The sequence below is a fragment of the Azospirillum sp. TSO22-1 genome, from assembly GCF_003116015.1.
In the GTDB taxonomy this organism is placed as follows: domain Bacteria; phylum Pseudomonadota; class Alphaproteobacteria; order Azospirillales; family Azospirillaceae; genus Azospirillum.
The window spans coordinates 1-20,784 of sequence record NZ_LGQZ01000026.1 but is presented as its reverse complement, the minus strand read 5'-3'; the positions used below and the strand labels follow the sequence as shown (position 1 = coordinate 20,784).

Genomic DNA, 20,784 nt, shown 5'->3' with positions numbered 1-20,784 from the left:
CCGCGGAGCGTGGGGAGGGCTTTATCAGCGCCGCCCGAACATCATGCGGCTGAACAGGCTCGCCATGGTCAGCGAGCGCGTCGGCGCCGGGTCGAAGTCGTGGCCGGCGGTGCCGACGGAGTCCGCACCATCCTCCACCGCCGCACGCTCGGACTCGGGCACCAGCTGCACCACCTCGGCGGACGGGGCCTGCTCCGCCTGTGCCTGCGCCGCCGCCATCAGGCGCGCCAGCAGGATCGCCGGGTGGTTCGAGAGGTCGGCGTTCCCCTCGCGGCCGTCGCCGCGGAACAACGCCTCGTTGATGTTGGCGAAAGCCTCGATGTCCTTGATGTGCAACATACGCCGTGCCCTGCGCTGGATGCCCCTGCGGAGGCCCAAAATTCATTGTGCGCCGCAGCATGAGATTTTGCCAGAGAGAATATCCTCTCCGATCTAGGACCTACCATGCGGCGGTTCGCGCACGCCCAGCATCAGCAGGAATCCCAGCGCGAAGAACAGCATGGTCGAGGCCATGCCGGCGCGCTGGCTGGCGAACGCTTCCGTCGCCCAGCCCAGCGCCAGCGGCCCGAAGAAGCCGACCACCCGGCCCGACAGGCCGTAGAGCCCGAACATCTCGCCCTGCATGTGCGGCGGCGAGAGGCGCGCCATCATCGAGCGCCCGGCCGCCTGCGCCGGCCCGAAGAACAGCCCGAGGCCGAGCGCCAGCACCCAGAACCACTGCTTCTCGCTCACCAGCAGCAGGGGCACGCCCGACGCCATCAGCCCGGCGACGCTGACCAGGATGGTGAGCCGCGCGCCGAAGCGGTCGTCGATCCAGGCGAAGCTCACGGCGCCCAGCCCGGCCACCACGTTGAGCGCGATGGCGAACAGCACGATCTCCTCGAAGCTCATGCCGAAGGTGCCGGCGGCGTAGATGCCGCCGAAGGCGGTGATGGTGTTGATGGCGTCGCGGTACAGCGCGCTGGCCACCAGGAAGCGGACGATCTCCTTGTAGCGGCGCACCTCGCGCAACGTGCGGCCCAGCGTCGCCAGCCCCTCGCGCACCGCCTGGGCCAGCGTGCGGCCGGTCGCCGGCTCGTCCGGCACCCAGAGGAACAGCGGTATGGAGAACAGCCCGAACCACGCGGCGACCAGCAGCGCCGTGGCGCGCACGTTCTCCTGGTCGGCGGTGGAGAACAGGCCGAACAGCGGCGCGTCGTTCTTGACGAAGCCGAACAGCGCCACGATCAGGCAGGCCAGCCCGCCGAAGTATCCGGTTCCCCAGCCCCAGCCCGACACGCGGCCGATCATGGCCGGCGGCGCCACGCCGGGCAGGGTGGCGTTGTAGAAGACATTGGCCAGCTCGAACGCGATGGTGCCCAGCCCCACCGCGACCAGCGCCAGCGTCATCGACGAGGGCTGCGGCGTCACCCACCACAGCACCGTGGTGAAGGCGACGGTCAGCGCGGTGAACAGCGCCAGCCACGGCTTGCGCCGCCCGGTGTGGTCGGCGACGGCGCCCAGCACCGGGCTGAGGATGGCGATGGCGAAGCCGGCCAGCGCCATGGTGCGGCTCCACGCTGCGGTGCCCGCCACCTCGTCCTGCGCCACGCCGCGGGTGAAGTAGACGGCGAAGATGAAGGTGGTGATGACCGTGTTGTAGGCCGAGTTCGCCCAGTCATACAGGCACCACGCGGCAACCGCGCGCCGGTCGATGGTCATTCGGCGGCCGGCGGCACGGCGGCGATGCGCGTGGGGATCAGGGCGTTGATGGTGGCCCGCTGTTCGTCCAGCCGCCCGTCGATGCGCGACAGCAGTTGCAGGACCTGGGTGAGCGTGGCCTTGAGATCGGCCTGTCCGCTCTTCAGCTCAGCAAGCTCCTGCTCGATGCGTTGCAGGCGGCTGTCCGTTTCCATCGCAAGGCTCCCGGTCGTCGCAGCCATACTACCCGAAGGAGCGGCTCAGGACAAACAGGGCGCTCGTTACCTCTCCGGCTTCCATGGTTCCGCGATCTCCTCGCGGTCGGCGGAGGGGCGCTTCCTCGGTGAGTCCTCGGCCGGCTTGACGTGGTCGGCGGCCTCGCGCAGGTGGCGTTCGATGGCGCTGTCGGGCACCTGGATGCCGGAACCGGGGCCGCGCACCGGCTCCTGGGGTTTGGGCTGGTCGGTCATGTCGTCCTCGCTCTTGCGTTGCCCGTCATGAGAGCAACAGCGCACGGGCGGCGGGGTTTCAGGCGAGGACGGCTTCGGCGGGCGCCGTGGCCGGGAAGCGCAGGGTGAAGCAGGTGCCGCCGCCCTCGGCGGCGTCCAGGCGGATGCTGCCGCCCAGCTTGGCGGTCACCAGGTTGAAGACGATGTGCAGGCCGAGGCCCGTGCTGCCGGCGCCGCGGCGGGTGGTGAAGAACGGGTCGAAGACCTTGGCGCGGTGCTCCTCCGGGATGCCGCGGCCGTCGTCGGTGTAGGTCAGCTCGACCCAGCCGAGCTGCGGGCGGGTGACGGACAGCCGCATCACCCCCGTCCGCCCCGGCGGGTAGGCGTGCGTCACCGAGTTGACCACCAGGTTGGTGACGATCTGCGCCAGCACGCCGGGGTAGCCGTCCACCTCGATGCCGTCCGGGCAGTCCAGCTCGATGCGGTGGCCGGGCTTCTTCCAGGTCGGCGACAGGCTGAAGACGATCTCGTCCAGCCGCGGCTTCAGCGTGAAGCGGCGGCGGTCGTCGCTGGTCTGGTCCACCGCCACCTGCTTGAAGCTCTGCACCAGCTCCGCCGCGCGGGCGATGTTGGAGGTGAGCAGCGAGGAGATCTCCTCGGCGTCGGTGACGAACTGCTGGAACTCCGAGCGCTTGAGCGTGCCGCCGCCCGCCGCGGCCTTGATGCGCTCGGTCTCGCCGGCCAGGAAGCTGGCGCCGGTCAGCGCCACGCCGAGCGGCGAGTTGATCTCGTGCGCCACGCCGGCCACCAGCTGCCCCAGCGAGGCCAGCTTCTCCGACTGCACCAGCTGGGTCTGCGCGGCGACCAGCTGCTCGTTGGCGGCGCGCAGCTCGCGCTCGCGCCGGCGGTCCTCGGTGACGTCCAGGTAGACGCGCACCATGCCGCCGTCCGGCATGACGTTGCGGCGCACCTGGATGATGCGCCCGCTGCTCAGGTCCATCTCCTCCGGCCCCGCCTCGAAGGCGAAGGGCAGGTCGGCGCGCACCGTGCCCTCGGCCACCAGCGCCGCCAGCATGTCCTCGTAGCGCAGCCCCTCGCGGAAGGCGAGGGAGGGGAAGATCGCCTCGGCCCGGCGGTTCCACACGCGCAGCCGGTGGTCGGCGTCGAACACCGCCAGCGCGTCGCTCATGCTGGCCAGCGTCGCCTGCAGGCGCTGCGACTGGGTGCGCAGCTCGCGCGTGCGCTCGGCCACCTGGAACTCCAGCTCGCGGGTCAGCGCGTTCAGCTCGTCGTAGAGGCGGGCGTTCTCCAGTGCTGCGGCGATCTGCGCCGCCAGCAGCCGCGGCGCCTCCAGCCGCTCGGCGACGAAGGCGGCGCGCGTCAGGTCGTTCTCCAGGTACAGCACGCCCACCAGCGCCCCCTGGCGCAGCAGCGGCAGGCACAGCACGGAGCGCGTCGCGTGCGCGCCGACGTACGCGTCCCCGGCGAAGCGCGGGTCCTCGGCGGCGTCGGCCAGCACCAGCGGCTCGCGCGTGCGCGTCACGTAGGCGACCAGCGAGGCCGGCGCGCGCGCCTCCGCCGAGGTCTCCAGCGGCTCGGGCGCCAGGGCGCGGTACGCGGCGCGCTCGGCGTCGCCCTCGGCGGCGACGTGCAGGGTTCCCTCGGCGTCACCCGTCAGCAGCACGCCGCGCACCGCCCCGGCGGTCTCCAGCACCGTGCGCATCAGCGTGCCGAGCAGCGCGTCGCGGCGGATCTCGCCGGAGATCGCCTCGGCCGCACGCAGGATCGCCGCCACGTCCAGCCCGCCGGCGTCGCGCACGGTGGACGTCGTGGTGTAGGTGCCCGACAGCGGCCCGGCGCCCGGCCAGACGCGCAGCAGGGCGGGGTGGCGGCGTTCCAGCTCGCGCACCTTGGCGGTGGCGCCCCAGCGCTCGTAGCCGTCGCGCGCCTGCGCCCGGTAGGCCAGCGCCGGAGTGTCGCGCCCGCGCTCCTCGTAGAAGGCGGCGGCGCGCTCGTTGGCGATGGCCTCCTCGCCGACGAAGCCGTTCTCGCGGGCGGCGGCGATGGCGGCGTCGTAGGCGCGCTCGGCCGCCGTCACGCGGCCGCGCCGGCGCAGGTGCTCGGCGTCCAGCAGCAGCAGGCGGTGGCGGTGGTTGCGCGGCCCGAGCGCCGCCAGCGTGCGGAAGCGGCGCCGCGCGTGCCGGAGGCGCGCCGGGTCGGCCAGCGCCATCAGCAGCAGCGCCAGCGGGTAGCCGCTGGTGGCGCGGATCTGGTCGAGGTGGCGGGTCAGCGCCGTGGCGATCTGGGCGGCGTCGGGTGTGCCGAAGACCACCGCCAGGTGCAGCTTCATCAGGTGCACGTTGGCCAGCATCAGGACGTTGCGGGTGGCCTCCATCTCGGCCAGCGTGGCGTCCTCGTCCATGTGCGCGCCGTGCAGGCGCGAGGGCTGCGCCGAGCCCTCCTGCAGGATGGCCGTCGCCTGCTCGAACAGGGTGAGAACCTTCGCCTGCAAGGTGTTGCCGATGCGCTGGAGCAGGCGCTTCACCTCGGCGGTGTCCTCCGCGAAGTCGGGCAGCCGCTCCCCCGTCAGCCAGCCGCAGCGCAGCCATTGCAGCAGGTGGTAGCCGGCGCCGTCGCGGTCGCCGACGGCCAGCGCCTGCTCGTAGGCGGCGCGGAAGCGCGGGCGCAGCGCCGGGATCGGCTCCCCCCAGTGCCAGCCGAAGGCGAGGAAGCCGAACACCACCCGCGGCGTGACGCCGAAGCCCTCGGCCGCCAGCACCTCGTCCACGCAGGGGCTGTGCTTCACCGCGTCGCGCCACGCCCCGGCGAAGCTGCACAGCGTCACCCAGGCCGACAGCGCCACCACCCGCATCGCCGGGTCGCCGGAGCGCAGCGCCAGCTCCACCGCGCGGAAGGCGATGGGCACCGCCATGTCCTTGCGGGCGTACAGCACGCCGCCGAACACCACGAACACCAGCCGTGCCAGCGCCTTGAGGTCGGCGCCGCCGTAAGCCGAGGGCTGGGGCACCGGCGGGTGGGCCAGCATCAGCCGCCCGCGCAGCAGCGTCGCCACGGCGGCCAGCCTGCCGCCGCGCTCCGGCAGCGTGACGCCCAGCGAGCGCAGCGCCGCCAGCCCGGCCTCCGTCGCCTCGGCGACCTCGCCGCGGGCGACCAGGGCGGTGACGCGGATCAGGTGGGCGCGGATCGTCTCGCGCGGGGCGCGGGCGTGCGCCAGGGCGGCGGCGCACAGCCGCCCCATCAGCGCCGCCTCGCCGCACATGCCGGCGGCGTCGGCGGTCTCCTCGTGCAGCGCCAGGGCCAGCGCGTGGTCCACCGTCCACGGGTCGTCGCCGAGCAGCGCCAGCCCGGCGCGCCCGTAGCCGAACGCCGGCTCCGACGCGCCGGACGCCAGGGCGCGGCGCGCGGCGGCGAGGTTCAGCGCGGCGATGCGCTGCCGCTCCCCGGCATCGCCGATCAGCGCGTGTGCGCGGTTCAGGTGGTCGAGGATGTCGAACAGGTCCTCCGAGCGCTCGGCGTCCGGGGTGCCGGACAGCAGCCGGCGGCCGGTGCGCAGGTGCACGGCGGCGCGCTCGCCTTCGGGGATTAGCGAATAGGCGGCCTGCTGCACCCGGTCGTGCAGGAAGCGGTAGCGCACCCGCGGCCCGGCATCGACGGTGCGGTAGGCGCCGTCCAGCGGCAGCACCAGCCCCTCGCGCAGCGCCGGCACCAGCGCCGCGGCCAGCTCGGCCGCCGGGGCGTCGCCGGCGGCGGCGAGGTCGGCCAGCTCGAACCGGCCGCCGACGCAGGCGGCGATGCTCAGCGCCGCGCGCGTCGCCGGTTCGAGGCGGCGGATCTTCTCGACCATCAGGTCGACCACGTTGTCGGTGCTGTCGCGCTGGGCGATGCGCGCGGCGTCCCAGGTCCACAGCCCCGGCGCCCGGTCGAAGGCGATCAGCCCCTCCTCGTGCATCGCCAGCAGGAACTGGCCGAGGAAGAACGGGTTGCCCTGCGTCTTGGCGCGGCACAGCGCCGCCAGCTCGTCCACGCGCGCGTCGTCGCGGCGCGTCGTCTCCGCCACCAGCCGGCGCACGTCGGTGGCGGTCAGCGGCCCGACGCGCAGCCGCTCCACCGGGCAGCCGCCGTCCTTCAGCCGCGTCGCCAGCGCGAGCGCCGGGGCGGCCTCGCCGTCGTCGTCGCGGCAGGCGCCGATGACCAGCAGGTGCTTCATGTCCGGGTCGGCGATCAGCTTCTCCAGCAGCGCCAGCGACGGCCGATCGGCCCATTGCAGGTCGTCGAGGAACAGCACCAACGGCCGCTCCGGCCCGGTCAGCGCCGCCACGAGGTTCTGGAAGGTCAGCTGGAAGCGGAACTCCGCCTCGCTGGGCGCCAGCTCCGGCACCGGCGGCTGTTCGCCCAGCAGCAGCGCGAAGGCGGGGATCAGCTCGGTCACCACGGCGCCGTTGGAGCCGACGGCGCGGCGCACCGCGTCCTTGCGCTCGGCCAGCTCCGTCTCGCTGCCGGCCAGCAGCTGGCGCGCCAGCGCGTCGAAGGCCTGGATGACGGCGGAGTAGGGGATGGTGCGCTTGATCTGGTCGAACTTGCCCTCGACGAAGAAGCCGCGCAGCGCGGTCATCGGCTTCTGCACCTCGCGCACCAGCGCCGACTTGCCGATGCCGGCCGGCCCGGCGATCAGCAGCAGCTCGGCCCGGCCCTCCACCACCCGGCCGAAGCTGGACAGCAGCGCCGCCACCTCCGCCTCGCGGCCGTACAGCGTCTCCGGGACGGCGAAGCGCTCCGAGCGGTCGTGGCGGCCGAGGGCCAGCTTCGGCTGCTCGCCCGCCTCCAGCGCCGCGGCGCAGGCCTCCAGGTCGGCGATCAGGCCGGCGGCGCTCTGGTAGCGGGCCTCCGGGTCCTTGGCCAGCAGCTTCATGACGATCGCCGAGACCGCGGTCGGCACGCCGTACTCCAGCGCGTGCGGGGTGGGCGGGGTGCGGGCGATGTGGCCGTGCACGACGCCCAGCGGGTCGGCGTCGCCGAACGGCGGCCGGCCGGTCAGCAGCCGGTACAGCGTGGCGCCCAGCCCGTAGAAGTCGGCCCGCCAGTCCACCGAGCGGTTCATCCGCCCGGTCTGCTCCGGCGCCATGTAGGCGACCGTGCCCTCCAGCGTGCGCACGTCGGCGGGGGCGGCGGATTCGCGGGCCAGCTCGGCGGCGATGCCGAAGTCGATCAGCTCCACCGTGCCGGTGGCCTGGTTCCAGACGATGTTGGCCGGTGTGACGTCCTTGTGGATCATGCCGGCGGCGTGCACGCGCCCCAGCGCCGCGGCCACCGCGATGCCGATGCGCAGCGTCTCCGGCACGCCCAGGCGGCCGTCCTCCAGCAGCCGGTCGAGGCTGACGCCGCCGCTGTCCGGCATCACCAGGATCAGTCCCTCGGGCGAATCCTCGACGCCGTCCACCGCGACGATGCCAGGGCCGGCGAGGCGGCGGGCGATCTCGGCCTCGCGGCGGAAGTGCGGCACGTCGGCGGTGCCGGGGCGCGGGCGTTCCAGGCGCTTCAGCACGACGGAGGCGCCGTCCCCGGTGCGGCGGGCGCGCAGCACCGTCACCAGCGTGCCGCGATAGAGCACGTCCTGCACCTGGAAACCCGCCGCCATCATCGCCCCATATCACCGGGCTCTGCGTCCCGGACTGCGAACACGACTATACAGGGGCAATCGGGGGTTGGAACAGGGGGCTGGTGTGACCGGTCCTGCCGGCGGCGCATGATCACGTCCAGTGAGCGCCGCCGGCCGCATCAGTCCGCGATGGGGCGCAGCAGCAGGCGGATCTCGTCGCCGTGCGTGGTCTTGCGGACGCACTCCCAGGCGCGCTCCTCCAACTCGGGGTAGAGCAGCATCGGGTCGCGGTCGTGGTGCACGACGATCTCCTGCGCCGCACCGGCCTCGATCAGGCGCAGCACGGCGGTCATCGGGCCGGGCGGGACGAGGCCGCGCACCTCGATGTGCACGACGTCGCCCTCGCGCCACGTCTCGCCCGGCTTGCGCAGGGTGGGCAGGCCGATCTCCGAATCGTCGGGCGGGCCGCCGTCGCGGTGGAAGCAGATGCGCCAGTGCCCCGGCCCGGCCGGGCGGCCCTGCGACATCAGGCCCTTGCCGGCCAGCACGCGGCGCAGCGGTGCCGGGTCGAACGGCGCCTCCAGGATCAGGTAGCCGCCGGGCGGCACCGCGTCGGCCGCCTGCACGACCGCGGCGAACGGGTCGCGCCCCTCGGCCAGCATCGGGCGGACGTCCACGGTGGCGGCGCCGGTCCGCTCGGCCTGCGCGAACCAGTCGTTGGCGGCCGGCGGGGCTGCCGGCGCGGGCGGCGCGGCAGGCGCGGCGCCGGCCAGGTCCAGCAGCCGCTCCACCGGCACCCCGGCGATGGCCGCGGCGTCGGCGAGGTGGATGCGCCCGGCCGGCACGTTGCCGGAGTCGAGCAGCCGGCTCAGCGCGTTGTCGGGGCCGAGGCCCTCGGCGAGGCGGTCGGCGAGGGCGGGGTCGGCGCGCAGCGCCTGGGCGAGGGAGGTGTCGGCGGTCAGCGTCGTCATGGGGCCTCAGGGCAGCCAGTAGAGCGGGTCCACCCCGAACACCAGGGGATGGGCGTGGAGGATGGCGGCGTACAGCGCCAGCCCGCCGAGCACCCGCCCGACCCCGATCTCGCCCAAGACGAGGCGCTGGCGGCCGAACAGGATGGCGGCGAACGGCACGGCGCCGGTCCCGGCGCGGAAGGCGGCGGCCTTGGGCGCCGGGGAGCGGCGCAGCACCCAGTCGTTCTTGACCATGGCGAACAGCGCGATGGCGGCCATGGTCGCGAACAGGATGACGCGCCGCGCGTCGCCGGTCGCCTGCAGGTGCAGCAGCGCCCACAGCAGCAGCCCCATGGAGCCGGGGAAGCGGGTGATGCGGTAGATGCCGGCGGCCGGGCGGGGCGCCGCCGGTTCGCCGAACCTGGTCGTCACCCGCGCCACCATCAGGATGAAGGCGACGGGCATCAGCGCGACGGCCAGCTTGGCGGCGCCGTCGGCGGGGAAGAACAGGTGGCCGGCGGTGTCGGCCCCGCGGTAGGCCAGCACGAACAGCGTCAGCGTCGTGATGGACAGCAGCGAGTGCAGCGTCATGAAGCCCGGCCGCCCCAGCCGCCCGAGCAGCGCCGGCCGCACCCCCGGCCAGGAGGGCACGGCGTGGCTGAGGAACAGCAGAACGGCGGAGGCGAGGTACAGGAGGGTCGGCATCGGTCAATCTCCGTCCGCACTGTACAGCATGGAACCGGGGTGGCGCGTCTTGATGATGGTCAAGTTGGCCGGCAGCGAACGGAACCGGCGGCCTTGCCCGGGGGTTCCCCCTCGGGCAGCCGTAAAAGCCCCTCTCCCCTCGCGGGAGAGGGGCTTTTTGGGAGCGCGCATGACCGAATGGGTCACCGGAATCGTGGCGGAGCTTGGTTACGGGGGGATCTTCCTCTTGCTGGTGCTCGCCCGCGTCGTGCCGCCGGTGCCGGCGGAGACGGTGATCCCGCTGGCTGGCATGGGGGCGGCGACCGGGTCGTTCAGCCTCGCCGGGGTGATCCTGGCCGGCGGGCTCGGCTCGGCGGTGGGCGAGCTGTTCTGGTACCTGCCGAGCCGCCTGCTCGGGCGTGAGCGCTTCGTCGCCTTCCTGCACCGGCACGGCCGCTGGATCACTGTGAAGCCGGAGCAGGTGGAGCGGGCGACCGACTGGTTCGCCCGGCGCGGCGGCATCGCCGTGCTGCTGTGCCAGCCGCTGCCGGGGCTGCGCACGCTGATCTCGATCCCGGCCGGGGCGTGCGGGCTGCCGCCGGCGCCGTTCTTCCTGTACGCCGTGGCGGGCTCGTGCGTGCAGGTGTCGGCCCTGGCGGTGACCGGGTACCTGGTGCGCTCGGGCTTTCCGCAGCTGGCCGACTGTGTGGTGCCGGCGGCGCTGGCCATGGTGGCGGCGGTGCTGGTCGGCTACGTGGTCCGCGTCGTCCGGCACCGGGGGAGTGCTTGAGGAACATTCGCCCGACCCAGGGCGTTGCTGGGGCGCGTTGTTCGGCCGTTCCGTCGAGAAGGAAGCCCCGCCATGACCCGCGCTGCGTTCGCCGCCGCCCTGATGTCGTTCGGTCTCGTCGCCTGTGTGAACGACATTCCCCCGCCCACCGCGCAGATGGGCGCCTCCAGCCAGGCCATCCTGACCGCCGAGCGCGCCGGCGCCGCCGTGTACGCGCCGGTCGAGCTGCAGACTGCGCGCGCCAAGATGGCCGCGGCCGACGCGGCGATGCGCGCCGACAGCCGGACCGAGGCGCGCCGCCTCGCCGAGGAGGCGCAGGCCGCCGCCGACCTCGCCACCACCAAGACGCAGACCGCGATGGCCCAGGGCTCGCTGCCGGTGCCGCTGGCCGGCAGCTCGACCACCGTCACCACCACGGTGCCCGGCGCGCCGCAGGCCTACGGCGGTCCGACCTCGTGGAGTCCGCAGGGGGGCCAGCCGAGCGGTTCCACCACCACCACCACGGTCACCGGTCCGATGCCGGCGTGGACGCCCGACAGCACCACCTCGGTCGGGGCGGGCAAGAGCGTCAGCGTCGGCGTGCCGCGCTGACGGTGCTTCAGGCGGCGGCCGGCGCGCCGTGGTAGTGGCGCCACATCGCCTGGAACGCCGGCTGCCGCACCAGCAGCTCGTCCGGCGTGCCGGCGTCGACGCGCCGCCCGTCCGCCATCAGCACCACCCGGTCGAAGTGCTTGAGAAGGTGCAGCCGGTGCACCGCCGAGACGACGCAGGCGTCCGGGAACTCGTCCAGCAGGCCGCGGTAGACCGTCAGCTCGGTGGACGGGTCCATGCTGCTGGTCGGTTCGTCCAGCATGATCAGGCTGGAGGCGCGTGAGGCCAGGATGCCGCGCGCCAGCGCGAGGCGCTGCTTCTGCCCGCCCGACAGGTTCAGCCCGCGCTCGCTGATCACCGTGTCGAGGCCGGCCGGCAGCCGCTCGACCACCGGCAGCAGCTGCGCCAGCCGGCAGGCGCGCAGCACCTCCGGCTCGGGGTAGTCGATGCCCATGGTGATGTTCTGGCGGATGCTGCTCTCGAAGATCTCCGGATCCTGCGGCACCAGCGTGGCGATGCCGCCGAGGTCGCGCAGGTCGGGGCGCCCGGCGCCGTCCACGGCGATGTCGACGCGCTCCGCCTCGTAGAGGCCGGACAGCACGCGCAGCAGCGTGCTCTTGCCCGACCCGCTCTCGCCGACCAGCGCCACCCGCTCGCCGCGCACCAGATCCAGCTCCACGCCGGACAGCGCGGCGCGGGCGCCGTAGCGGAACTCCAGGCCGCGCACCGCGACGACGCGCCAGTCCTCGGGCAGCGGGGCGGCCCCGGCGCCGGGGCGCGGCTGGGCGTCGAGGATGGCGTCGGCGCCGGCCACGTCGGCGGTGTGGCGCACCAGCTCCTGCCAGTGCGTCGCCATGGAGCCGACGACGGTGCCGACCTGCTGGGCGTACTGGTGCACCATCACCGCGGTGCCCAACGGCACCACGCCGCCCTCGCGCCACGCCAGCCACGCGTACAGCACCACCAGCCCGGTGCGCAGCGCGTTGTTGGCGAGGTCGATGGCGCACCACTTCGCCTCGTTGACCACCACGTGGCGGCGCAGCGGCACGAACACCGCGGCCAGCCGCTCGCCGACGACGCGCCGCGTCGCCGCCTGCAGGCGCAGCGTCAGCACCGTGGCGATGTTGCCCAGGCAGTCCACCAACTCGGCCACGTAGCGGCGCTCGGCGCGGTTCTCCTGCTCCAGCAGGCGGACCATGGTGCCGTCGAAGCGCACCAGCACCGCCACCACCGTGGCGTAGCCGGCCAGCGCCACCGCGCCCGTCGCCGTGGAGACGACGAACAGCGCGACGATCGGCCCGACCACCGAGACGACGTTCTGCAGATAGACGAACTGGTGCTGGGCGAAGCCGAACAGCGCGGACGTCGCCTTGCCCATGCGCTGGATCGTCTCGCCGGAGTGGTGGCGCTCGTGCCAGCCGAGCGGCAGCGCGGTCAGGCGGGCGTACAGCGCGTCGGCGAAGCGGGCGCGGGCGCGCACGGCGACGAAGCGCTCGATCACCCGCCCCGGCCCGTGCAGCGCCCAGGCCAGCACCGCCGCGCCCAGCGTCGCCGCCATATAGCCGCCGGCGGTGCGCAGATCCTGCGCGGCGGCATCCTGCAGCGCGTTCACCGCCTCGCCGAAGAACCAGGGGATGGCGAGGCGCACGACCTGCGCCACGAACAGCAGCGCCAGGAACGTCGCCAGCAGGCCGCGCGCGCCGGCCGTGTGGCGCCAGAACGTCGCGTAGAGCCGGGCGATGCCGCCGAGCTTGGGGGTGCTCATGTCGGGGTCCGGGGGGATGCGTGGGGTACGGCCGCGCAGGCTAGGCCGCGGCGGTTAAGCGGCCTTTACCGCGACGGTGCCGGACCGGTGTCAATTTTCGGGCGCGGGGAGGAGTTTCGAGTCGCGGCGGCACGTTTCGCGGCCTTGGGTGTTTATCCGGTGACGGATGGCGGCGCAGCCCCCTTGGCGCGCGGCCTCCGACCGCGGCACGGCCGCGGCATGTCTGAAAACAGGGATCGGAGAGAGAGGATGCGTAAGTTTCTGATCGGTACCGTCGCCGCGCTGGCGCTGGTGACCGGGACGGCCATGGCTCAAGATGCGAGCGGCGGTGCCGGAGGGACTGGCGGTGCGGGCGCGTCGTCCGGCGCGACCGGCAACACGGGCGGCGGCAGCACCGATATGAACACCACCGCGCCGCGCGCCGGCAAGTCCACGATGACGCCGGGCACGGCGGGCGTCACCACCGACCGCAACTGGTCGGCCGGCAACCCGGGCGGCACCACCGCCGGCTCGGGCGCGTCGGGTGCCTACACCGAGCGCGGCACCGCGAAGAACCCCGGCGAGCTGTCGACCAGCGGCTCGCCGGATGGCCGCAGCGACGCGACCGCGCCGGGCCAGGGCCGCGAGTACGACACGCTGAAGAAGGGCAGCGCCGGCTCCAGCGGCGACCGCGCGGTCAGCGGCTCGACGACCACCAAGTCGGCGCAGACCAAGCCCAGCCGTTCGCCGCAGGCCGCCCAGCGCGCCACCGGCACGCACTGCCCGCCGGGCACGCCGGACTGCCGTCCGGGCGCGGGCCCGAAGTAAGGGCTGCAGTGCACGCACGGGCGCGTCCGGAGCCATCCCTCCGGACGCGCCCGTCGCGTTTTTGCGGATAAGGAAAGAACCTCAAGCCGCCAGCAGCTCGAACACCGGGCGGCCCCTGGCGGCCTCGACCAGGGTGCGGAACAGGTTCTGCTGGCGCGGGTCGGCGACCAGGTACTCCGGGTGCCACTGCACGCCGACCAGGAAGCGTGCCCCCTCCGCCTCGATGCCCTGGACGACGCCCGAGCGCTCGCGCGCGACCACGCTGATGGCTTCGCCCAGCCGGTTCACCGCCTGATGGTGCAGCGCGTTCACCCGGCATTCCGAGATGCCGAGGATGCGGTACAGCCCGCTGTCCGGCACGATGGAGACGCGCTTGCGCGGCAGCACGGTGCGCAGCCGCGGCGCCTCCTCGTAGACCTCGTGGATGTCCACGTGCAGCGAGCCGCCGCGGTGCACGTTGATCATCTGCGAGCCGCGGCAGATCCCCAGAACCGGCATGCCGCGCGCCTCGGCGACGTCGAGCGCCTGCAGCTCCAGCCGGTCGCGCTCCGGGTCGATGCGGATCTTCGGCTGCGCGGCCTCGCCGTACAGCGCGGTGTCGATGTCGTCGCCGCCGCCGACCACCAGCCCGTCGAGCTGGTCGATGGGGAACGGCTCCAGGCTGGTGATGCGCACCGAGCGGCCGCCGGCCCGCCACACCGCCATGCGGTTGGCCCAGGAGCTGATGCGCGCGCCGCGCGCCGAGGCGGTGATGCCGATGAGCGGCCGGGCCATGCGGCAATCCCTCAGCCGGCCAGCCGCTGGCCGGCCTCGGACGCCCAGTCGTCCAGCTTCCGGCGCGCGGCGTAGTCGCGGAACGCGGTGCCCAGCGCGTCCAGCCGCGCGCGGTCGGCGGCCAGCTCCTCCACCGCCACCCAGCGGTTCCAGTCCTGCGCCAGCGACCAGCCGGGCTCGCCGACGCGCGCGTTGGGCAGGCGGTAGTGGAAGGTCGGCCGGGGCCGGACGTGCGGATCCCTGATCCTGGCGGACAGCGCCTCGGGGTCGAGGTGGGCGAACAGCGGGAACAGGTCCAGCTCGCGGTTGCGGGTCGGGTTGGCGTCCAGGTAGTCGGCGACCAGCGTGTCCATGTCCGGCCGGTAGGCGGGATCGACGACCTTGGCCGCGTACGGCACCGGAAAGGCGGCGATGAAGCCGGTGATGCGCCGGGTCGGGTCGATGCGGATCTGCGCGCGCAGCCACGGCGCCAGGATCAGGAAGGCCTTCAGGTGGTCGACCACGTAGCCGGCGTCGGCCGCCGCCACCTCCGGGTTGAAGTGCAGGCCGAAGGCGAACAGCGGGCTCGCCCCGGTGCCGGCGGCACCGCGCTCGCGCAGGCCGTCGACCAGCGCCTCCAGCTCCGGCAGCCGCTCGAACGGCACCGGCGGGGCGGCGATCTCGAAGGGCATGACCAGGCTGCCGATGCTGCCCCACAGCGGCCGCAACCTCTCCAGGAGGGCGTCCAGCGCGCCGGGCTCGCCCTCGGTTTTCGGCGGGTGGGCGGAGCGCATGTCCAGCTCCACCGTGAAGTCGCCCAGCCGCGTGCCGCGCACGCGGCAGCGGTGCGGGTTCTCCATGGCGATCTCGCCGCCGTAGAGGTCGCGGACGAGGCGGGCGGCGCTCGGCGCGTCGAGGTCGGCGAATTCCAGCTCGACTCCGACGCGGCGGGGCGAGCCGTCGGGTGCCGTCAGGCGCGGGGGCATCAACAGGGAGGTGGTCATGACCTCGGAACAACACCGGCCTTGCGGTCGCGGTTCCGCATCCGCCATCGCACGTTGCCTCGTGTTCTCGCCTTGCGGGGTAATCCAAATGCGCTGCTTCTTGCAATTAAAGCGTTTTCGTTAAGAAAATCAGATGTATTGGTCTGCAGGTGTCTCTGCTGGATTTTCAGAATGGATTGGATGAATACATAATACGTCAAATTTAGCCGCAGCAGATTAACGGTGATTTAACCATGTTCGTTTAGGACGAGCAGCGTCCGGCGAAGTGCGGAAGGCCCTCTTCGCCCCTGGAGAACGCCGCCCGATGTCGCTTCTCGCCCGCCTCTTCGTCCTGGTGCTCATTGCGGTTCTGCCGGCGATCGGCATCCAGGCCTACAGCGTCGTCCGCCTGCGGGCGGAGCGGGCGCAGGAGGTGAGCGCCGAGGCCGTGCGCCTGATGCAGCTCGTCGAGGGCGAGCAGGAGCGCCTGTTCGAGGGCGTGCGCCAGCTCGCCATCGCGGTGGCGGAGGCCAGCTTCGTGCGCACCGACGAATACCTGCGGTGCGAGCAGTACCTGATCCGCCTGTCGCGCCGTGCCCTCGACCGCCAGACGGTGAGCGTCACCGACACTGCGGGCAAGGTGCTGTGCAGCGGCGCGCCGGAGATGACCGGACGCTCGCTGGCAGGCCTGCCGGTGCTGAAGCGCGCCATGGACGAGGGCCGCTTCACCCCCGGCGAGTGGATGGAGTGGCCGCTGGATGGCGAGCCGGTGCTGTCCTTCGGCATGCCTTACGTCGACGGCAACGGGGAGATCGGCGGGGCCGTGCTGGTGACGCTGGATCTGCGCTGGCTGGCCGACAGCCTGGCCGGGCGGCGGCTGTCCGGCGACGTGCGGCTGACGCTGGCCGACCGCAACGGCACGGTGCTGGTGCAGGCGCCGGACACCGGGCGGCTTGGTGGAAGCCCGCTGCCCGAGGCGTTGCGTCCGCTGCTGCGCGCCAATGATCCCGGTGTGGCGGAGGTGGCGGACGCCGACGGCACCACGCGGGTGGTCGCCCATTCACCGGTGCGCGACGGCGTGCACGACCTGTTCGTCGCCGTCGCCATCGACCGCGACGCCGCCATGGCGCGCATCGACCGCACCACGGTCGAAGGCGTGGTGATGACGGTGGTCGGGCTGGTCATCGCCATGCTGGCGGCGTGGGGCGGCGGCACGCTGTTCGTCCGCCGGCCGGTGGCGGCGCTGATGCGCGCCGTGCAGGGCTGGCGCGACGGCCATTCCGCCGGCCGCGCCGACCTGCGCGACGGCGGATCGGAGCTCGGCCAGCTGGGCCGCGCCTTCGACGACATGGCCGAGGCGCTGGAGGCCCGCGAGACCGCGCTGCGCGGCAACGAGCGGCACCTGCGCGCCGTGCTCGACGGGCTGCCGGTGTTCATCGCGGTGCTGAAGCCGGACGGCGCCGTCCTGCACGTCAACCGGGCGGCGCTGTCCGCCGGCGGGCTGACCGCGGACGAGGTCGTCGGCCGCCCGCTCGACCGCATCCGCTGCTGGGCCGAGGACCGCCCGGTGCAGGTGCGCCTGCGCGCCGCCATCGACGCCGCCGCGGCCGGCATGCCGTCGCGGTTCGACAGCGCGGTGCGGCTGCCCGGCGGCCGGACGGTGACGGTGGACATCACGCTGACGCCGATGCGGTCCGCCGACGGCCGGGTCGAGCACCTGATCGCCTCGGGCATCGACATCACCGAGCGCAAGCGCACGGAGGCGGCGCTGCGCACCACCGAGGAGCGCTTCCGCACAGCGCTGACCAACTCCGGCGCCGTGGTGTTCAGCATGGACCGCGACCTGCGCTACACCTGGATCGCCAACCCGGTGCTGCTGGAGCCGGAGCGCATCATCGGCCGCACCGACGACACCATCTTCGACCGCCCGGAGGACACCGCGGCGCTCACCGCCATCAAGCGCCGGGTGGTCGAGACCGGCGAGCCGGCCCGCAAGGAGGTGCGCATCTGCCTGCACGGCCGCGACATGGTGTTCGACCTGGTCGTCGATCCGACCCGCGACGCGTCGGGCGCCGTCGTCGGCGTCACCTGCTCGGCTTTCGACGTCACCGAGCGGCATCGCGACGCCGAGGCGCTGCGCCAGGCGCGCGTGGCGGCCGAGCAGGCCAACGAGGCCAAGTCGAAGTTCCTCGCCGCCGCCAGCCACGACCTGCGGCAGCCGGTGCAGTCGCTGTTCCTGTTCGCCGCGGCGCTGGGCGAGCGGCTGAAGGGCCATCCGACGCTGCCGCTGCTCGACAACATGCGGCAGTCGCTGGACACGCTGAAGACGCTGCTGGACAGCCTGCTCGACATGGCGCGGCTGGAGTCCGGCCGGATCAGCGCGGTGCCGGTGCGGCTGCGCCTGGACGACGTGATCGGCAAGCTGGCCGCCGAATACGGGCCGCGCGCCCGGCAGAAGGGGCTGGAGCTGCGCGTGGTGCGCAGCGGCGCCTGGGTGACCAGCGACCCGGCGCTGCTGGACCGCATCCTGCGCAACCTCATCGAGAACGCGCTGAAGTACACGCGTTCGGGCCGCGTCCTGCTCGGCGCCCGGCGCGCCGGCGGCACCGTGCGGCTGGAGGTGTGGGACACCGGCATCGGCATCCCCGCCGACAAGATCGACGCGATCTTCGAGGAGTTCACCCAGGTGAACGACACCCGGACCGAGCGCGGCCTCGGCCTCGGCCTTGCCATCGTGCAGCGGCTGGCGCGGCTGCTGGAGCACCGGGTGACGGTGCGCTCGGTGGCCGGGCGCGGCTCGGTCTTCGCGGTCGAGCTGCCGCGCGCCGGCGCGCCGGCGCCGACGGTGGACCTCGGCCGCCCGGCCAACGACGCGCCCGTGCAGGACCCGGCGAAGGACGTCGTGCTGGTGATCGACGATGAGGCGATCATCCTGCTCGGCCTCAAGGCGATGCTGGAGGGCTGGGGCTACGACGTGCTGGCGGCGCGGTCGGGCGACCAGGCGCTGTCGCTGCTGGAGAAGGACGGCCGGCGCCCGCGCCTGCTGCTGTCGGACTACCAGCTCCAGCACGGCCGCACCGGACCGGAGGCGCTGAGCGCCATCCAGGAGCGCGTCGGCCATGACGTCCCCGGCGTCATCCTGACCGGCGACGCCTCGCCCGAGCGGCTTGCCGAGGCGGAGCGCAACGGCTACCGCCTGCTGCACAAGCCGGTGCTGCCCAGCGAGCTGCGCCAGGTGGTCGGCGGGGCGTGAGGACGGCGGGTCCCTACGCCACCAGCCGCAGTGCCCAGTACGCCAGCGCGCCGGTCAGGCCGGCCGCCGGGATGGTGATGATCCAGGCGATGACGATGTTGCCCGCGATGCCCCAGCGCACCGCCGAGGCCTTGCGCGCCGCGCCGACGCCGACGATGGCGCCGGTGATGGTGTGGGTGGTCGACACCGGGATGCCGAGGTAGGTCGCCATGAACAGCGTGATGGCGCCGCCGGTCTCGGCGCAGAAGCCCTGCATCGGCTTCAGGTCGGTGATCTTCGAGCCCATGGTCTTGACGATGCGCCAGCCGCCCATCAGCGTGCCGGCGCCCATCGCCGCCTGGCAGGCCAGCACCACCCAGAACGGCACGTGGAAGGTCTCGCCCAGCAGGCCCTGCGAGTACAGCAGCACGGCGATGATGCCCATGGTCTTCTGCGCGTCGTTGCCGCCGTGCCCGAGCGAGTAGAGCGAGGCGGAGACGAACTGCAGCTGGCGGAAGCGCCGGTCCACCGAGAAGGGCGTCGAGCGCACGAAGATCCACGACACCGCCAGCACCAGCAGCAGCGCCAGCAGGAAGCCGACCAGCGGGGAGATCACGATGGCCGCGGCGGTCTTGCCGAAGCCGTTCCAGACGATGGCGCTGAACCCCGCCTTGGCCATGCCGGCGCCGGCGAAGCCGCCGATCAGCGCGTGCGAGCTGGAGGAGGGCAGCCCCAGCCACCAGGTGATCAGGTTCCACCCCGTCGCCCCGACCAGCGCGCCGAAGATCACGCCGCCGTCCACCAGCTTCGGCGACACGATGCCGGTGCCGATGGTGTTGGCGACGTGCAGGCCGAAGAACAGGAAGGCGATGAAGTTGAAGAAGGCGGCCCAGGCCACGGCGTAGCGCGGTGCCAGCACGCGCGTCGACACCACCGTGGCGATGGAGTTGGCGGCGTCGTGCATGCCGTTGATCAGGTCGAAGAACAGCGCCAGCGCGATGAGGCCGACCAGCGCCGGCATGGCGATCGTCATGACGTCCATGGATGGGGGCTCCCGCTCAGACCTGTTCGATGACGATGCCGTCGACGACGTTGGTCACGTCGTCGCAGTGGTCGACGATCTCCTCCAGGAGCTCATAGATCTCCTTGAGGATCACGAAGCGCTTGGGGTCGTGCTCGCCGGCGGTCAGCCGCGACAGGCAGGCGCGCAGCAGCGTGTCGGTTTCCCCCTCGATGCGTGAAATTTCCACGCTCATGCGCTGCAGATGCATCACGTTCTTGTTGATGGAGCCGAGGAGCGGCACGCCCTCGCGCAGCAGCCTGGCGCACTGCCGGGCGGCGTCGGCCATCTGGCGCATCTCCGGGGTGAACTCGGTGACGCCGTAGATCATGATGCGCTGGGCCGCCTCCTCGATGAAGTCGACGGTGTCGTCCATGGCGGTGATCAGCGCGTGGATGTCCGAGCGGTCGAAGGGGGTGATGAAGGTGCGGTGGATCGCCTGCAGCGTGCGCTTGGTGACCTGGTCGGCGGCGTGCTCGGCCGCCAGGATGCGCTCGAACGCCGCCTGCCGGTCGCCGGTTGGGTCCAGCAGGTCGTGCAGGGCGTCGGCCGCCTCCATGATCCGCTCGGAATGCTCGCAGAAATGGTCGATGAACTTCTCTTCCCTGGGCATCAGGGCGCGGAACAGGCGGAGAAGCATGGCGTGTCCTTGCAGGCGGTCTGGGCGGGCGGTCCGGCTTCGGCGGCGGTGGTGTAGCATCGGATGATGGTGCCCGCCAGATGCATGACGTATTTATGACGCAAGTGTTGCAACGGGTGCGGCAATCCGCGCCGGGTGCCGGCGGCGAATCGGAAGGGCGGGGCGTGATGGTTCACTACATCGGCATCGACGTCCTGCGCTCGCTGCACGAGGGCATCGTGGCCCGCCGCAAGGGCGACGCCAAGGCCTCGCGCACCGCCAAGCTGTTCGCCCAGGGCAGCCGCAAGGTGGCCTCCAAGCTCGGTGAGGAGGCGGTCGAGGTGGTCATCGAGGCGATGCGCGGCGACAGGCACGCCGTGGTGATGGAGAGCGCCGACCTGCTCTATCACCTCGTGGCGCTGTGGGTGGACCTGGGCATCAAGCCGGATGTCGTGTGGGCCGAGCTGCGCCGGCGCGAGCTGACCTACGGCATCGCCGAGAAGCTGCTCAAGGACGAGGGCGCCCCGGCCCCGGCGGCGGCTCCGGCGGCGGCGCGGCCGAAGAAGGCGCGCAAGGGGAAGTGACGAACCAAGTTCCTCCCCCGCCTCCGGCGGGGGAGGTTAGGTGGGGGCAGCGGCGCGCACGAGACTCAACGCCTGCACCATAGCCGGAGCCCCCACCCAACCCTCCCCCAGCGGGGCTGGGGGAGGGCCAGGCGTCAGCCCGCCGTCAACCCCCTGAGCTGGCGGTTTGCGACGGCGAGCATGGCGAGGTCGACGTTGGCCTGGGTGCGCAGCTCGGAGA

Annotated in this window: 17 protein-coding genes; 5 read left to right on the top strand and 12 right to left on the bottom strand. The window is 72.9% G+C overall.

The window, feature by feature from the left end; translation table 11 throughout:
* Positions 1-24: 24 nt before the first annotated feature.
* The 7 genes from TSO221_RS34895 to TSO221_RS07330 all read right to left on the bottom strand — a co-directional run bounded on the left by TSO221_RS34895 (position 25) and on the right by TSO221_RS07330 (position 9,401).
* Complete coding sequence (locus TSO221_RS34895; RefSeq protein WP_146208733.1) at positions 25-339, bottom strand: hypothetical protein; 315 nt, start codon at positions 337-339, stop codon at positions 25-27.
* 93 nt (positions 340-432) lie between these two features.
* Positions 433-1,701 carry an MFS transporter gene (locus TSO221_RS07355; protein ID WP_109117835.1) on the bottom strand — a complete coding sequence of 423 codons (1,269 nt, stop codon included), beginning with the start codon at positions 1,699-1,701 and terminating at the stop codon, positions 433-435.
* Positions 1,698-1,895, bottom strand: coding sequence for a hypothetical protein (locus TSO221_RS07350; RefSeq protein ID WP_109117834.1), 198 nt, complete (start codon positions 1,893-1,895; stop codon positions 1,698-1,700). Before TSO221_RS07350 ends, TSO221_RS07355 begins: the two co-directional genes overlap by 4 nt.
* Positions 1,896-1,961: 66 nt before the next feature.
* Complete coding sequence (locus TSO221_RS07345) at positions 1,962-2,150, bottom strand: hypothetical protein (protein ID WP_109117833.1); 189 nt, start codon at positions 2,148-2,150, stop codon at positions 1,962-1,964.
* A gap of 58 nt (positions 2,151-2,208) precedes the next feature.
* Positions 2,209-7,788 (bottom strand): AAA family ATPase, encoded by a 5,580-nt coding sequence (locus TSO221_RS07340; protein WP_109117832.1) that lies wholly within the window; start codon positions 7,786-7,788, stop codon positions 2,209-2,211.
* Between the two features lie 137 nt (positions 7,789-7,925).
* On the bottom strand, positions 7,926-8,717 hold the full coding sequence (locus tag TSO221_RS07335; protein ID WP_109117831.1) for a DUF2249 domain-containing protein: 792 nt from the start codon (positions 8,715-8,717) through the stop codon (positions 7,926-7,928).
* Between the two features lie 6 nt (positions 8,718-8,723).
* A complete protein-coding gene (locus tag TSO221_RS07330; protein WP_109117830.1) occupies positions 8,724-9,401 on the bottom strand; it encodes an NnrU family protein in 678 nt (225 codons plus the stop codon).
* Between the two features lie 169 nt (positions 9,402-9,570).
* Between TSO221_RS07330 and TSO221_RS07325 the strand changes: the two genes are divergently transcribed.
* A complete protein-coding gene (locus TSO221_RS07325; RefSeq protein ID WP_109117829.1) occupies positions 9,571-10,170 on the top strand; it encodes a DedA family protein in 600 nt (199 codons plus the stop codon).
* Between the two features lie 72 nt (positions 10,171-10,242).
* Positions 10,243-10,761, top strand: coding sequence for a DUF4398 domain-containing protein (locus TSO221_RS36330; RefSeq protein ID WP_109117828.1), 519 nt, complete (start codon positions 10,243-10,245; stop codon positions 10,759-10,761).
* A 7-nt stretch (positions 10,762-10,768) separates the two neighbouring features.
* On the opposite strand, the gene TSO221_RS07315 is transcribed toward TSO221_RS36330, so the two are convergent.
* Complete coding sequence (locus TSO221_RS07315) at positions 10,769-12,526, bottom strand: ABC transporter ATP-binding protein (protein ID WP_109117827.1); 1,758 nt, start codon at positions 12,524-12,526, stop codon at positions 10,769-10,771.
* A 249-nt stretch (positions 12,527-12,775) separates the two neighbouring features.
* On the opposite strand from TSO221_RS07315, the gene TSO221_RS07310 reads away from it, so the two are divergent.
* Complete coding sequence (locus tag TSO221_RS07310) at positions 12,776-13,333, top strand: hypothetical protein (protein ID WP_109117826.1); 558 nt, start codon at positions 12,776-12,778, stop codon at positions 13,331-13,333.
* A gap of 81 nt (positions 13,334-13,414) precedes the next feature.
* Here TSO221_RS07310 and TSO221_RS07305 read toward each other — a convergent pair whose 3' ends face one another.
* Both TSO221_RS07305 and TSO221_RS07300 read right to left on the bottom strand, forming a co-directional pair.
* A complete protein-coding gene (locus TSO221_RS07305) occupies positions 13,415-14,107 on the bottom strand; it encodes a gamma-glutamyl-gamma-aminobutyrate hydrolase family protein (protein ID WP_109117825.1) in 693 nt (230 codons plus the stop codon).
* An 11-nt stretch (positions 14,108-14,118) separates the two neighbouring features.
* Complete coding sequence (locus tag TSO221_RS07300; RefSeq protein ID WP_109117824.1) at positions 14,119-15,090, bottom strand: amidoligase family protein; 972 nt, start codon at positions 15,088-15,090, stop codon at positions 14,119-14,121.
* Between the two features lie 304 nt (positions 15,091-15,394).
* On the opposite strand from TSO221_RS07300, the gene TSO221_RS07295 reads away from it, so the two are divergent.
* Entirely contained in the window at positions 15,395-18,322 is a 2,928-nt protein-coding gene (locus tag TSO221_RS07295; protein WP_109117823.1) for a PAS domain-containing protein, read from the top strand.
* 13 nt (positions 18,323-18,335) lie between these two features.
* On the opposite strand, the gene TSO221_RS07290 is transcribed toward TSO221_RS07295, so the two are convergent.
* Both TSO221_RS07290 and TSO221_RS07285 read right to left on the bottom strand, forming a co-directional pair.
* Entirely contained in the window at positions 18,336-19,343 is a 1,008-nt protein-coding gene (locus TSO221_RS07290) for an inorganic phosphate transporter (RefSeq protein WP_109117822.1), read from the bottom strand.
* A gap of 16 nt (positions 19,344-19,359) precedes the next feature.
* Entirely contained in the window at positions 19,360-20,001 is a 642-nt protein-coding gene (locus TSO221_RS07285; protein ID WP_158284019.1) for a DUF47 family protein, read from the bottom strand.
* A gap of 167 nt (positions 20,002-20,168) precedes the next feature.
* Between TSO221_RS07285 and hisE the strand changes: the two genes are divergently transcribed.
* The gene (gene hisE, locus TSO221_RS07280; protein WP_109117820.1) at positions 20,169-20,564 is read left to right on the top strand and encodes a phosphoribosyl-ATP diphosphatase; all 396 of its coding nucleotides are present in this window, start codon (positions 20,169-20,171) and stop codon (positions 20,562-20,564) included.
* Positions 20,565-20,784: the final 220 nt, after the last annotated feature.